This window comes from Pseudomonas sp. Bc-h, assembly GCF_002080045.1.
Classification (GTDB): domain Bacteria; phylum Pseudomonadota; class Gammaproteobacteria; order Pseudomonadales; family Pseudomonadaceae; genus Aquipseudomonas.
On the sequence record NZ_MUIN01000004.1, the window covers coordinates 179,974 to 194,071 of the forward strand.

Annotated in this window: 14 protein-coding genes and 1 riboswitch; of the genes, 10 read left to right on the forward strand and 4 right to left on the reverse strand. The window is 59.5% G+C overall.

Annotation, left to right across the window (positions count from 1 at the left end; translation table 11 throughout):
• Positions 1-81 precede the first annotated feature (81 nt).
• Both ligB and BWR59_RS07750 read left to right on the forward strand, forming a co-directional pair.
• Positions 82-1,767: an NAD-dependent DNA ligase LigB gene (gene ligB / locus BWR59_RS07745; RefSeq protein WP_081565051.1), complete on the forward strand. Its 1,686-nt coding sequence runs from the start codon at positions 82-84 to the stop codon at positions 1,765-1,767.
• 59 nt (positions 1,768-1,826) lie between these two features.
• On the forward strand, positions 1,827-2,231 hold the full coding sequence (locus BWR59_RS07750; RefSeq protein ID WP_081565052.1) for a DUF1090 domain-containing protein: 405 nt from the start codon (positions 1,827-1,829) through the stop codon (positions 2,229-2,231).
• Between the two features lie 62 nt (positions 2,232-2,293).
• Here the strand turns inward: BWR59_RS07750 and BWR59_RS07755 are convergent, their stop codons facing one another.
• The 3 genes from BWR59_RS07755 to BWR59_RS07765 form a co-directional block, all read right to left on the reverse strand.
• The gene (locus BWR59_RS07755) at positions 2,294-2,743 is read right to left on the reverse strand and encodes a cytochrome c (RefSeq protein ID WP_081565252.1); all 450 of its coding nucleotides are present in this window, start codon (positions 2,741-2,743) and stop codon (positions 2,294-2,296) included.
• A gap of 109 nt (positions 2,744-2,852) precedes the next feature.
• On the reverse strand, positions 2,853-3,239 hold the full coding sequence (locus BWR59_RS07760; protein WP_081565053.1) for an MAPEG family protein: 387 nt from the start codon (positions 3,237-3,239) through the stop codon (positions 2,853-2,855).
• 22 nt (positions 3,240-3,261) lie between these two features.
• Entirely contained in the window at positions 3,262-4,101 is an 840-nt protein-coding gene (locus BWR59_RS07765) for a DMT family transporter (RefSeq protein WP_081565054.1), read from the reverse strand.
• Positions 4,102-4,338: 237 nt separating this feature from the next.
• On the opposite strand from BWR59_RS07765, the gene BWR59_RS07770 reads away from it, so the two are divergent.
• The 6 genes from BWR59_RS07770 (at position 4,339) to otnI (ending at position 10,721) form a co-directional block, all read left to right on the forward strand.
• Complete coding sequence (locus BWR59_RS07770) at positions 4,339-5,160, forward strand: DeoR/GlpR family DNA-binding transcription regulator (protein ID WP_081565055.1); 822 nt, start codon at positions 4,339-4,341, stop codon at positions 5,158-5,160.
• Between the two features lie 338 nt (positions 5,161-5,498).
• Positions 5,499-6,404, forward strand: a complete 906-nt coding sequence (gene ltnD / locus BWR59_RS07775; RefSeq protein WP_081565056.1) for an L-threonate dehydrogenase — start codon at positions 5,499-5,501, stop codon at positions 6,402-6,404.
• Between the two features lie 10 nt (positions 6,405-6,414).
• Positions 6,415-7,719: a 3-oxo-tetronate kinase gene (gene otnK, locus BWR59_RS07780; RefSeq protein ID WP_081565057.1), complete on the forward strand. Its 1,305-nt coding sequence runs from the start codon at positions 6,415-6,417 to the stop codon at positions 7,717-7,719.
• Positions 7,716-8,354 carry an aldolase gene (locus BWR59_RS07785; protein ID WP_081565058.1) on the forward strand — a complete coding sequence of 213 codons (639 nt, stop codon included), beginning with the start codon at positions 7,716-7,718 and terminating at the stop codon, positions 8,352-8,354. The genes otnK and BWR59_RS07785 overlap by 4 nt, the downstream gene beginning before the upstream one ends.
• Positions 8,355-8,443: 89 nt before the next feature.
• A complete protein-coding gene (locus BWR59_RS07790) occupies positions 8,444-9,904 on the forward strand; it encodes an SLC13 family permease (RefSeq protein WP_081565059.1) in 1,461 nt (486 codons plus the stop codon).
• A gap of 25 nt (positions 9,905-9,929) precedes the next feature.
• The gene (otnI, locus tag BWR59_RS07795) at positions 9,930-10,721 is read left to right on the forward strand and encodes a 2-oxo-tetronate isomerase (RefSeq protein ID WP_081565060.1); all 792 of its coding nucleotides are present in this window, start codon (positions 9,930-9,932) and stop codon (positions 10,719-10,721) included.
• A gap of 141 nt (positions 10,722-10,862) precedes the next feature.
• Here otnI and BWR59_RS07800 read toward each other — a convergent pair whose 3' ends face one another.
• Positions 10,863-11,267, reverse strand: a complete 405-nt coding sequence (locus BWR59_RS07800; RefSeq protein WP_081565061.1) for a hotdog domain-containing protein — start codon at positions 11,265-11,267, stop codon at positions 10,863-10,865.
• Positions 11,268-11,467: 200 nt separating this feature from the next.
• Positions 11,468-11,582: riboswitch (S-adenosyl-L-homocysteine riboswitch) on the forward strand.
• 20 nt (positions 11,583-11,602) lie between these two features.
• On the opposite strand from BWR59_RS07800, the gene ahcY reads away from it, so the two are divergent.
• Both ahcY and metF read left to right on the forward strand, forming a co-directional pair.
• Positions 11,603-13,012 carry an adenosylhomocysteinase gene (gene ahcY, locus BWR59_RS07805; RefSeq protein WP_081565062.1) on the forward strand — a complete coding sequence of 470 codons (1,410 nt, stop codon included), beginning with the start codon at positions 11,603-11,605 and terminating at the stop codon, positions 13,010-13,012.
• 187 nt (positions 13,013-13,199) lie between these two features.
• Complete coding sequence (metF, locus tag BWR59_RS07810; protein ID WP_081565063.1) at positions 13,200-14,045, forward strand: methylenetetrahydrofolate reductase [NAD(P)H]; 846 nt, start codon at positions 13,200-13,202, stop codon at positions 14,043-14,045.
• Positions 14,046-14,098: the final 53 nt, after the last annotated feature.

The following is a 14,098-nucleotide window of genomic DNA, read 5'->3' on the forward strand; positions in this document are numbered from 1 at the left end:
AATCCGGTAATCAAGACAAAAGGGATACCCGCAGGTGCCGGCCTAGCCTTGTCAACCCAACCTCCAGGCAAGGATGCTTCGATGCTGCCTTTTCTTCGCCCCGTCATCTGCGTGTTGGCCGCCCTCTCTTTCAGCGCCTCCCATGCCCAAACCTGCCCCGAATGGCCGCCCGCTAAGGCGGAACGCGAGATCGCTTCGTTGCAAGTGCAAATATCCGAATGGGACGACAGTTACCACCGCCAGGGCGTGTCTCTTGTGGCGGATGAACTCTATGACCAGTCGGTGCAACGGCTCTCAGAGCTACGCACCTGTTTCGCCAAACCAGCGGCTGCTGACAAAGACCCACTGAAAACTGCAGCCGGCGAGCACCTTCATCCGATTCCTCACACCGGAGTGAACAAGTTGCCCGATGAGCGCGCGGTGCAGGCGTGGCTTCAGGGCAAGAGCAACTTGTGGATTCAGCCGAAAGTGGATGGCGTCGCTGTGACACTTGTTTACGAGAACGGAAAGCTGGAAAAGGTGATCAGCCGCGGTGACGGCATAAAGGGCCAGGACTGGACAGGACATGCCCATCAGATCCCGGCGATCCCCGCTCATCTGGCGTGGGAAAAGACGCTGGTATTGCAGGGCGAGTTGTATTGGCTACTGGCTGATCATGTTCAGGCGAACTCGGGAAGTCTGAATGCTCGCAGCAAAGTGGCGGGATTGTTGGCTCGCAAAGCCATCAGCGAAGACGAAGGCGCGCAACTTGGGCTGTTTGTCTGGGACTGGCCCGACGGACCTGCGAGCATGACTGAGCGCTTGGCTGGGCTCACTGCGCTTGGTTTTGCGGACAGCTCACTTTTCAGCGAACCATTGGAAAACTTCACTCAAGCGAGGAACTGGCGCGAGCACTGGTATCGAAATCCGCTGCCCTTCGCCACCGATGGCGTGATCATTCGTGAGGGCGAACGGCCGCCCTCCGAACGCTGGCAGGCAAAAGCGCCGTACTGGATCGCGGCGTGGAAATACCCCTTTGCACAAGTGCTGGCCGAGGTGCGTAGAGTCGACTTCAACATCGGGCGCAGCGGTAAGGTCACTCCCGTGATAGATGTCGAGCCAGTCCGGCTGGATGACCGCAAAGTCAGCCGCATCAGCGTTGGCTCATTGAACCGCTGGCGTTCGCTGGATATCCGTCCCGGCGATCAGATAGCGATCAGTCTTGCCGGCCTCACCATTCCGCGTCTCGACCGCGTGGTATCGCGCAGTGTCGAACGCACGCCACTGAACGTACCCATCGCTACGGATTACCACGCGCTAAGCTGTTGGCAGCTGCTCGAAGGCTGCGAAAGCCAGTTTCGTGAGCGTCTGAAATGGCTCAGCGGGAAGAAGGGGTTGGCCATGAACGGTGTAGGGCCGGGCACTTGGGACAAGTTGATTCGCGCCGGACACATCAACGGTTTACTGGACTGGATGCCCCTCGATGGTGCGCAGCTTGCTAACATTCCCGGCCTTGGCGAGCGCAGCGCAGCTAAACTGCTGAAGAGTTTCCAAGGAACGCGCGAACAATCGTTCCAGATTTGGCTCAAAGCCATCGGTTTGCCTCCCGTGGCGGGCGTGGCACTGGGTGATTCATGGTCCGAGTTGGCTGCACGCGATGAAGCTCAATGGCAAGCCGAGCCTGGTATCGGCCCGGGCCGTGCAAAGCAGTTGTACGCATTTTTCAACGACCCGCAGGTGCAGCTACTGAGTACGCAGTTGCGGGAGCAAGGCATCAAAGGGTTTTAATCATTTTTATGTCTCGGACGGTCGCATGACCTCCGGGCGTCTGTATTCAAGGAGCGTCTATGAAATTCCTGTCACCCCTGATCGGGTTCGCCGCGTGCGGATTGCTCGCAACACCACTTTTCGCTGCCGAGCCGTTGTGCGAGGCAAAGCGTCAGGACATCCAGACCCAGATTGAACAGGCCAGAACGGCGGGCAACAGCAATCAACAGGCCGGGCTGGAAAAAGCTCTGAGTGAAAACAGCGAGCACTGCACCGACAAGGGCCTGGTCAAGGAACAGGAAGGCAAGGTGCTGGATGCCAAGAAAGAGGTCAGCAAACGCCAGTCCGACCTCGACAAAGCAATGAGCAAGGGCGATCCGGACAAGATCAACAAGCGTAAGGACAAACTGGCGGAGTCCCGCAAGGAGCTGCAGGACGAGCAGCAGAAGCTGGAACAGCTTCAGCCGGATGAGGATGACGAATAGCCAGCTCTAATGTAACTCGCCCAACTTGCAGCTTGAGACTTGGGGTTTGAAGCTGCTTTTGGTCAATGATCCCGAAATTCTTTATGACAGGCGTCGCAGGCATCTTCGACGTTGTTCATGGGCGGGATCATTTTCGCGGGCGTCAGCTGAAGCTGTTGAGTCGCGATCACCAGTTCACCGGTCCGGGCTTCCAGAGCATTGGCCAATTCCTGGAAACGCGCCTGCCGTTGCCAGACCGCATCCCTGGCGCTGGTGTGCTCGGACTCTTTAACCGGCGGGAAGTGCTTCCAAGGCTCGTGAGACAAGGCTTCGAGCTTCACAGCACCTTCAGCGAACTTCGGCCCGTCGAAGGGCAGGCGGCCGCGCAGCATGCCGCCGATGTCTTCGCTGGTCTTGAGCATCTGCTTGAAGATAGCCTTGCGCTGGCCCAGTGGAGAGTCAGGGTCGACGCCCCCGCACGCACTCAACGCACATACCGCGACCAGAACCAGGCTCAGCTGTTTCAGCGGCAAATTCCTCAACGCAACGCTCTTCGACTTCATGGCGACTACTGGCTGGAAAAAATGGCGGCCAGTATCTGCGCGCGCCATGGAAAACCCAAGTGAAGGATCGACATTGCGATCAAACGGAAACGCCGAACAGAGCGACCACCAGCGCCAGGCCGATGAACCACGCCAGCGAGCGCAGTGCGGCGAGGTCAGCAAGGTAGAAGATGATGTACAGCAGGCGACTGGTGACAAAGAGCACCGCCAGCACATCGATGGTCACCAACTGAGCGACGCCGGCGACGTGAGCGATAATCACACCCGCGGCAAAACCCGGGATCGCTTCAAAGCTGTTTTGCTGCGCGGCATGAGCGCGACGCGGCAAGCCCTCGAGCTTGTCGAGAAAATCCCTTGGGTTGTGGTTTTGCCGGGCACTGAAACGGCCGCTGCCAAACTTGGCAATCGAGGTACAGACCAGCGGCAGCAGAATCACGATCAACACGCACCAGAAGGCAACGGTCATATTTGCAGCATCCTTTTTGAATTTAGAATTTCAGCTTCATCAACAGCATTCCCAACAGCACCAGCCCACAGGCTAAGAGCCGTGGCCGCCCGAAAGGTTCTTTCAGATAACGCATGCCGAACAGCACCACCAGCACCACACTGACTTCACGCAACGCGGCGGCCTCTGCCACTGAGCCTAGCTGCATCGCCCAAAGCACGAGGGCATAGCTTGCGAGCACGCAAAAACCGACGCTCAGCCCCAGTTTCCATTGCTCGCGCCAAAACAGAGCGAAGGCGGGTCGCTTATTGACCATCGCCAGCAAAGGAAACGGCCAAGCGCTGATAAACGTCAGCCAGACCAGATAATCCAGTGGTGCAATGCCGCGCTTGAGCGCCTGGCCGTCGATCCAGGTGTAGCAACCGATGCACAACCCGATCATCCCGACCACCGGCAGCATTGACCAGGGCAGACGGTCACCGCCTCCACCCTGCCAGAGCAGGCAGATCATGCCGCACGGGATCAGCAGGATGCCGAGAATTTGCTGCGTCGTCAGGTGCTCGCCCGCGAAAATCAGCGTCAGCGCCAGCACCACCAAAGGCGAAAGCCCGCGCATCAGGGGATAGACCAAACCCAGATCGCCGACCCGATACGCCTTGATCAGCAAGACCCGATAAAGCAACTCGAACAACGCCGACGCCACCAGCCACGGCCAGATGTGCAATGGTGGCGGCGTGACAAAGCCCAGAGCGATCACTGCGAGCAAGAATGCGACCACGTCCATGCTGGCGATAACCAAAAGACGCTCGCCGCTGAATTTGATGAGGGTGTTCCAGGTGGCATGCAGCACAGCCGCGATCAGGACCAGGGTTGTCGCCAGCACTTCATCTCCTTAGCCGCCCAGGCACCCATGCCGGACGATTTTTTATTCTTGGCGGCGGGCCGGTTGCTCAGTGCTCAAGGCCGCGCGGATGCTGAGGATAAGGGATTCCCGATGACAGAGCACTCAGGCCAAACACCCTCCGGTCGATGTTTCTCGCTGCTGTCACAACTCCAGCGATTGGCTAAGATGCCAGCCATCACAGTCGATACCGGCTGCATACCGTGCTCAGGAGCCTGAATGTCCAGCGAAGAAGACACCACAGTCAGTGGTGCAGCGCCCATGATTCCCGACCAGCGCCGGGAGCTGATGCTGCGCCAGCTACGCAAGCATCAAGTGTTGAGCGTGCATCAGCTGATGGAAATGTTCGACTGCTCGCACATGACCGTTCGCCGAGACATCGCCTTGTTGGAACAAAGCGGTCGCGCCTATTCGGTGACCGGTGGCGTACGTATTGCCAGCCAGGTCCACAGCGAACCCAGTCATCAATCCAAAGCCGTGATCGAACTTCCGCAGAAACAGGCGATGGCCCGACTCGCCGCCGGTCTGCTGCACGCGGAAATGACGGTGTATCTGGATGCCGGGACCAGCACGCTGGAAATCGTGCCGCACATCGCCGCGCTGTCTGGGATGACCGTAGTGACCAACGATTTCGGCGTGGTCAATGCCCTGGCCGATGCCACTCATGTGGACGTGATTCACACCGGCGGGCTGCTCGATCACCCGAACCGTTCCTGTGTCGGAGGCCTTGCTGCCGCGACCTTGCGCCAGTTGGCGACCGATGTAGCGTTCATGTCCACCAGCTCCTGGGATCTGCAACGCGGCACCACCACGCCTTCGGCGCTGAAGGTCGAGGTCAAGCAGGCCGCCATGCAAGCCGCCTCGCGCAGCGTGTTACTGACCACCAGTTCCAAGTACGGCACCTTCGGGATGTACAAGGTGGCGGGACTTGAGCAGTTCGACACCATCATCAGCGATGACGGATTGGCGCAAGCGGCGGCGGAAAGCATTCGTGCGCACGGCGTGGAGTTGTTGTTGGCGTCTGTGGAAAAAAACCGCTGACGTCCAGACACACCAGAAAACCTGTGGGAGACGTCGCAGGTTACGACGGCAGCGATAGCGGCAGGCCAGCCCATGCAGAAGAACCTTACTCACCGCTTTCGCGGCTGTCGCACAGCTCCATCGCTCCCACAACATTGTTTTCTCTACGCCGCTCTTCCCTCAGCCCCGGCCTTAACCCCGGGGCTTTTTATTGCTCAAAAAATGATCGATGTTAATTTTTGTTAACTTGAAAAATTACTTCACATTATTTGCTCACAGGTTCACTATCTTTAACAGATCAGAACAAACACCGTTCGAGTGCCTGACGCAACGATGGCACTCAACCCGAGGAGAGACTCATGAATAACAAGAATGTCGGCGTGATTGGACTGGGTGCCATGGGTTTGGGCATCGCACGCTCCCTGTTGCGCAGCGGTTTCAACGTTCATGCCTGTGACGTGCGCGCCGCAGTGACCGAGCAGTTCGCCAGCGAAGGCGGCGTTGCCTGTGATTCTCCGGCCAGCATGGCCGCTGCCTGCGACGTGATCATCACCGTCGTGGTCAATGCCGAGCAGACCGAAACTGTCTTGTTCGGTGAGAACGGCGCCGTTGCCGCGCTCAAGCCAGGCAGCCTGGTCATCGGTTGCGCCACCGTTGCCCCTACCTTTGCTATCGAGCTGGGCCAACGCCTGACCGAAAAAGGTCTGCTGTACCTCGATGCACCAATCTCTGGTGGTGCCGCCAAGGCCGCTGCCGGTGAAATGACTATGATGACTTCCGGCCCGGCTGACTCCTACGCCAAGGCCGACGCGATCCTCAACGGCATGGCGGGCAAGGTCTATCGTCTGGGCGACGTTCACGGCCTGGGCTCTAAAGTCAAAATCATCAACCAATTGCTGGCTGGCGTGCACATCGCCGCCAGCGCCGAAGCCATGGCCCTGGGCCTGCGCGAAGGCGTCGACGCCGATGCGCTCTACGAAGTGATCACCAACAGCGCCGGTAACTCGTGGATGTTCGAGAACCGCGTGCCGCACATCCTCAAGGCCGATTACACCCCGCTGTCGGCTGTGGATATCTTCGTCAAGGACCTGGGTCTGGTACTGGATACCGCACGCGCCAGCAAATTCCCGCTGCCACTGTCCTCCACGGCACACCAGATGTTCATGCAGGCTTCGACTGCAGGCTTCGGTCGTGAAGACGACTCCGCCGTAATCAAGATCTTCCCGGGCATCACTTTGCCTGCCGCCAAAGCAGCCAACGACTGAGGAACCGCACATGAGCACAACGACTCCGCGCCCTCTGCTGGGCTGCATCGCCGACGACTTCACCGGCGCCACCGACCTCGCCAATATGCTGGTGCGTGGCGGTATGCGTACCGTGCAAAGCATCGGCATCCCGAGTGCTGAAAGCCTGGCTGAACTGGATGCCGACGCTATCGTCATCGCGTTGAAATCCCGCACCACGCCAGTCGCCGAAGCGGTCGAAGAATCCTTGCAAGCCCTGCAATGGCTGCGTGATCGCGGCTGTGAGCAGATCTTCTTCAAGTACTGCTCGACGTTCGATTCCACCGCCAAAGGCAACATCGGCCAGGTCAGCGAAGCATTGCTCAAGGCTCTAGACAGCGACTTCACTCTGGCCTGCCCGGCCTTCCCGGAAAACGGGCGCACGATTTTCCGTGGTCACCTGTTCGTGCAGGATCAGTTGCTGAACGAATGCGGCATGCAGAACCACCCGCTGACCCCGATGACCGACGCCAATCTGGTGCGCGTGCTGCAATCGCAAACCAGCAAAAAGGTTGGCCTGCTGCGTTATGACAGCATCGCCAAAGGTGTGGAAGGCGTGCGTGCGCGCATCGCTGAGCTGCGCGCCGATGGCGTAACCATGGCGATCGCCGATGCGCTGTCCGATGCCGACCTCTACACACTGGGCGAAGCCTGCGCCGACCTGCCGCTGCTGACAGGTGGTTCCGGTCTGGCGCTGGGTCTGCCGGGCAATTTCCGCAAGGCGGGCAAGTTGCGCGACATCGACGCTGCTCAACTCAAGCAAGTCGATGGCGGTGAAGTGGTGCTGGCGGGTAGTGCATCTGTCGCCACCAATGGCCAGGTTGCGGCCTGGCTTGAGGCCAAACGCCCTGCTCTGCGTATCGATCCGCTGGCACTGGCTGACGGTAAACCGGTTGTTGAAGACGCTCTGGCGTTCGCTCGCGATGCTGGCCAGACCGTGCTGATTTACGCCACCAGCAGTCCGGAAGAAGTCAAAGCCGTGCAGCAGAAACTCGGCGTAGAACGCGCCGGCGCCATGGTCGAAGACGCGCTGGGCAAGATCGCTCGCGGCCTGCTGGATTCGGGGGTGAAGCGTTTTGTCGTCGCTGGCGGTGAAACCTCGGGCGCCGTTGTTCAGGCGCTGGGCGTCAGCCTGCTGAAAATCGGCGCGCAGATCGATCCTGGCGTTCCGGCGACCATCAGCAGCGGAGATCAACCGCTGGCTCTGGCACTGAAATCCGGCAACTTCGGCGGTCGCGACTTCTTCGACAAAGCCCTCAAGCAACTGGCCGGGACCGAAAAAGGAGCCGCCAAATGAGCGCCGAGAACAAACTGCGCGAAGAAATCTGTGACATCGGCCGCTTGCTGTTCGGTCGCGGTTATACCGTTGGCAGCGCGGGCAATATCAGCGCGCGCCTTGACGACGGCTGGCTGATCACGCCAACCGACGCCTGCCTGGGTCGCCTCGATCCAGCCGCCATCGCAAAGGTCAATCTGGCGGGTGAGTGGGTTTCAGGGGACAAGCCTTCGAAAACCCTGATGCTGCACCGCGAGGTTTACGACCGTAATCCGGGCGTTGGCGGCGTCGTGCACACACACTCCACGCATCTGGTGGCGCTGACGCTTGCTGGCGTCTGGCAACCCGACGATATCTTGCCGCCGATCACACCCTATCAAGTGATGAAGGTCGGTCACATTCCGCTGATTCCGTACGAGCGTCCGGGCTCCCCGAAAGTCGCAGAACAAGTCGCGCAACTGGCGAACAGCGTACGCGGCGTGATGCTGGAGCGCCTCGGCCCGGTGGTCTGGGAGAGCTCGGTTGCCAAGGCGGCTTACGCCCTGGAAGAGCTGGAAGAAACCGCACGTCTCTGGTTGATGAGCAATCCCAAGCCCGAGCCGCTGGACGCAGCGGCACTGGAAGATCTGCGCCAGACCTTTGGCGTGAACTGGTAACCCACAAATGTTTTGATCGGAGACCGTCCTGGCGGTCTCCGGCGCCCCGGTCTTGCCGGAAACAATAACAACAGGACACCACACACATCATGACCCCACTACTGTTAATGACCATCGCTGGAGCCGGCATCGCGCTGTTGCTGCTTCTGGTCCTCAAGTACAAGTTCCAGCCGTTCGTGGCCCTGATGCTCGTCAGCATCATCGTCGCGCTGGTCGCCGGGGTGAAGCCTGCCGATCTGGTCGCAACCATCGAAGGCGGCATGGGCAAGACCCTCGGTCACATCGCGATCATCATCGCGCTGGGCGCCATGATCGGGCGCATCATCGAGCTCTCCGGCGGTGCCGAGGCGCTGGCCAAGACTTTGATCAACCGTTTCGGCAACAAGCGCACACCGCTGGCGCTGACGGTGGCCGGGTTCATGGTCGGCATTCCGGTGTTCTTCGAGGTCGGCGTGATCATTCTCATGCCACTGGCCTACGGCGTTGCCCGGGCCGCGCGTAAACCGCTGCTGGTGTTCGCACTGCCTATGTGCGCCGCGCTGCTGTCGGTGCATGCGTTCCTGCCGCCGCACCCGGGCGCCGTCGCCGCTGCCGGTCAGTTGGGTGCCGATCTGGGCCGCGTACTGATGTTCGGCCTGCCAATCGTCGGTGTGCTGTGCCTGATCGGTTACCTGATCGCCGGGCGCATGACGCGCAAGGTCTACCCAATGACCGACGACATCCGCAGCGAAGTCTACGGCCCACAGATCACCAATCAGGATCTGGTGGACTGGGCAAATAACGACTACTCGAAAACCGCAGACGCGACCCACACGGGTCACGCGATGGGCCTGGAAGAAAGCGCCAGCAGCCTGGCCGCGCGCCTGCCAAAAGCTCCTGCGCCAGGCGCCGGGATCATCATTGCGCTGATCCTGCTGCCGATCATTCTAATTCTGCTGGGTACGCTGGCGACCACCATGCTGCCGGCGGATTCGACGCTGCGCAGTGTGTTCACCGTGCTGGGCGCGCCGCTGGTGGCCCTGCTGATCGACACCCTGCTGTGCGCATGGATTCTGGGTTCGCGCCGTGGCTGGAGCCGCAGCCAGGTCTCCGACGTGATCGGTTCGGCGCTGCCGGGCGTAGCGATGGTAATCCTGATTGCGGGCGCCGGTGGTGTGTTCGGCAAGGTGCTGGTCGATACCGGTATTGGTGCCGTTGTCTCCGAGGCGCTGCGTAACACCGGCCTGCCGGTTCTGGCGCTGGGCTTCCTGCTGACATTGCTGTTGCGCGCGGTACAAGGCTCGACCACAGTGGCGCTGGTCACTACTGCCGGCATTCTCAGCCCGCTGATCGCGACCCTGAATCTGAGCGCCAACCACATGGCTCTGCTGTGCCTGGCCATGGGCGGTGGCGGTCTGGCAATGTCGCACATCAACGACGCCGGTTACTGGATGTTTACCAAACTGGCCGGCTTGAACGTCGGCGACGGTCTGCGCACCTGGACTTTCCTGGTGACCGTTCTGGGCACGCTGGGCTTCCTCATGACGCTGTTGCTCTGGCCATTCGTCTGACCTGATAAAGACAGGAGAAAAAAACATGCCTCGTTTCGCTGCCAATCTCAGCATGCTGTATCCGCAACATGACTTCCTCGCGCGCTTTTCGGCCGCGGCTAGTGATGGCTTCGAAGCGGTGGAGTACCTGTTCCCGTACGACTTCACCGCAGCTGAAATCAAGCTGCGTCTGGAAGACTTCGGCCTGACACAGGCGCTGTTCAATGCACCTCCGGGTGACTGGGGCAAGGGCGAGCGCGGCATCGCTTCGTTGCCGGGACGCGAAAGTGAATTCCGCGACGGCTTCCAGAAGGCGCTGGAGTACGCCGCCGTATTGGGCAACGACCGCATTCACGTCATGGCGGGGCTGTTGCCGAGCGAGGAACTGCGTCAGAAACACCACGCGGTGTATCTCGAAAACCTGAGCCATGCAGCGCAGGAAGCAGCGAAAGCCGGCATCACCGTGCTGATCGAACCGATCAACACCCGCGACATGCCGGGCTTCTTCCTCAACCGTCAGGACCAGGGCCAGGCGGTGTGCAAGGAAGTGGGTGCGGGCAACCTGAAGGTGCAGTTCGACTTCTATCACTGCCAGATCGTGGAAGGCGACGTGATCAGCAAGTTGCGCCGTGATTTTGCAGGGGTTGGCCACATCCAGATTGCGGGCGTGCCGGATCGTCATGAGCCGAACCTGGGTGAAGTGAATTACCCGTGGCTGTTCGAAGAAATCGATCGCCTGGGTTATACCGGCTGGATTGGTTGCGAGTACCGTCCGAAGGGCGATACGAGTGAAGGTCTGCAGTGGTTGCGGGACTGGAAGGCGCGTAATCCGGGCTGAGTGACTTCATTAGCCCAACGCACCCCCTTGTAGGAGCTGCCAGAGATTACGACGGTGGCGAACGCGGTGTGTCAGACATATCGCATTCGCCACCGTCATAACCTCCGGCAGCTCCCACAGGTCTTATGGTGCTGCTCAAGATCACTCGTTGATCATTTCATCCTTGAACTGATCCTTCACATAAGTGATCTCGGTCTTGCCGTGCGGCGCTGGCAGGCCATCTTCCCCAAGGTTCACGAACACCATCTTCTCGACGGTCAGGATGCTCTTGCGGGTGATCTTGTTGCGCACCTGGCAGGTCAGGGTGATCGAGGTCCGGCCAAACTCGGTGGCCGTTATGCCCAGTTCGATGATGTCACCCTGGCGTGAAGCACTGACGAAGTTGATCTCGGAAATGTACTTGGTCACCACACGCTGATTGCCCAACTGAACGATGGCGTAGATCGCCGCTTCTTCGTCGATCCAGCGCAGCAGGCTGCCACCGAACAGCGTGCCGTTGGGGTTAAGGTCTTCGGGCTTTACCCATTTGCGAGTGTGGAAATTCATGTTCGCTCCTGATCGTCTGTCTGTTGATGACCAGCATAGTGCCAGCCCAGGCCGTTTACCTCCATTGAGCATCGACTATGGTCACGATTAGTCATCCGTCATTTAAACGCAACAACCCCTTGGGCTAATTCCCCGTGGTCGCTATAATCGCCACCGCTTCAAAAAACGGTCATCACCGCTTGATACCGTTTTCCCGCCACCTGTCCGAGGGGCGCTGCAGCAGGTCAGACCTGTCAGGCTCGGATGGGGCGTTGTTTGCTCAAGGCTCTTCAGCAGCCTTAGCAAGCCTTAAACGCACAACGGCGCCCATTCGCACACTACGAATGGAGACTCTTATGAGCGCTGTACTGACGCCCAACGATTTCAACGACTACAAGGTCGCCGACATTTCCCTGGCTGCCTGGGGCCGTCGCGAAACCATCATCGCTGAATCCGAAATGCCAGCCCTGATGGGCCTGCGTCGCAAGTACGCCGGCGAGCAACCGCTCAAGGGCGCCAAAATCCTCGGCTGCATCCACATGACCATTCAGACTGCCGTGCTGATCGAAACCCTGGTTGCCCTGGGTGCCGAAGTACGCTGGTCGTCCTGCAATATTTTCTCGACTCAGGATCAGGCCGCTGCCGCCATCGCCGCTGCCGGTATCCCTGTTTTCGCCTGGAAAGGCGAAACCGAAGCCGAGTACGAGTGGTGCCTGGAGCAGACCATCCTCAAGGACGGTCAGCCATGGGACGCCAACATGATCCTCGACGACGGCGGCGACCTGACCGAACTGCTGCACAAGAAATACCCGGCGATGCTGGATCGCATCCACGGCGTCACCGAAGAGACCACCACCGGCGTTCACCGCCTGCTGGACATGCTGGCCAAAGGCGAGCTGAAGATCCCTGCGATCAACGTCAACGACTCGGTCACCAAGAGCAAGAACGACAACAAGTACGGCTGCCGTCATAGCCTGAACGACGCCATCAAGCGCGGTACTGACCACCTGCTGTCCGGCAAGCAAGCGCTGGTCATCGGCTACGGTGACGTGGGCAAGGGCTCGGCTCAGTCGCTGCGTCAGGAAGGCATGATCGTCAAGGTCACCGAAGTCGACCCGATCTGCGCCATGCAAGCCTGCATGGACGGTTTCGAGCTGGTTTCCCCATTCATCAACGGTGAAAGCGACGGCACCGAAGCGACAATCGACAAAGCGCTGCTGGGCAAGATCGACCTGATCGTGACCACCACCGGTAACGTCAACGTCTGCGACTCGAACATGCTCAAAGCGCTGAAAAAACGCGCTGTGGTCTGCAACATCGGTCACTTCGACAATGAAATCGACACCGCTTTCATGCGCAAGAACTGGGCATGGGAAGAAGTGAAGCCTCAGGTGCACAAGATCCACCGCACCGGCGCTGGCGAATTCGACCCACAGAACGACGACTACCTGATTCTGCTGGCCGAAGGCCGTCTGGTGAACCTGGGCAACGCCACCGGCCACCCGAGCCGCATCATGGACGGTTCGTTCGCCAACCAGGTTCTGGCCCAGATCTTCCTGTTCGGCCAGAAATACGCTGACCTGAGCCCTGCTCAGAAAGCCGAGCGCCTGACCGTCGAAGTACTGCCCAAGAAGCTGGACGAAGAAGTGGCCCTGGAAATGGTACGCGGCTTCGGCGGCGTCGTGACCAAGCTGACCAAGACCCAGGCCGACTACATCGGTGTGAGCGTCGAAGGTCCGTTCAAGCCGCACGCTTACCGTTACTAAGAGCAGCGGTACGCGGCAAGCTTCGAGCTGCAAGTAAAGGCCTCATCATTGCCGATACTTGCAGCTTCAGGCTCTTAAATCGTCCAAGCATTTAGCAGCACCAAGCCTTGAGCCATGATCTGCAAGAAGCGGCGCACCGCCACTCTTGCAGTTTGTCGCTTGTAGCTTGCAGCTGGAGACTCGCTCCATGAGCCAAGACCGTCGCTACAGCTTCGAGTTCTTCCCTACGAAGACCGATGCTGGTCATGAAAAACTGCTCGCCACGGCTCGTACGCTGGCTGGCTACAACCCTGATTTCTTCTCCTGTACCTATGGTGCCGGGGGTTCCACGCGCGACCGCACGATCAACACCGTGCTGCAGCTGGAAAAGGAAGTGAACATTCCCGCCGCTCCGCACCTGTCGTGCGTGGGCGACAGCAAGGCCGATCTGCGTGGCCTGCTGAGCCAGTACAAGGATGCGGGCATCACCCGTATCGTCGCACTGCGCGGTGACCTGCCCTCCGGCATGGGCATGGCCAGTGGCGAGCTGCGTCACGCCAACGACCTGGTGAGCTTCATCCGTGAAGAAACCGGCAGCCACTTCCATATCGAAGTCGCCGCGTATCCGGAGATGCACCCCCAGGCGCGCAACTTCGAAGACGACCTGAAGAACTTCGTGCGCAAGGCCAACGCCGGTGCCGATAGTGCCATCACTCAGTACTTCTTCAACGCCGACAGCTATTTCTACTTCGTCGAGCGCGCCGAGAAGATGGGCGTCAGCATCCCGATCGTGCCCGGCATCATGCCGATCACCAACTACAGCAAACTGGCACGTTTCTCAGATGCCTGCGGCGCTGAAATTCCGCGCTGGATTCGCAAGCAGCTGGAAGCCTACGGTGACGATTCGGCGAGCATTCAGGCGTTCGGAGAGCAAGTCATCACAGAAATGTGTGAGCGTTTGTTGCAAGGCGGAGCCCCAGGATTGCACTTCTACACCCTGAATCAGGCCGAACCGAGCCTGGCGATCTGGAACAACCTCAAGCTTCCCCGCTGAAAGGTCGGAATTCGCCACAACTGCTCCGGTCACAATAAGGCAACGTTTTACCG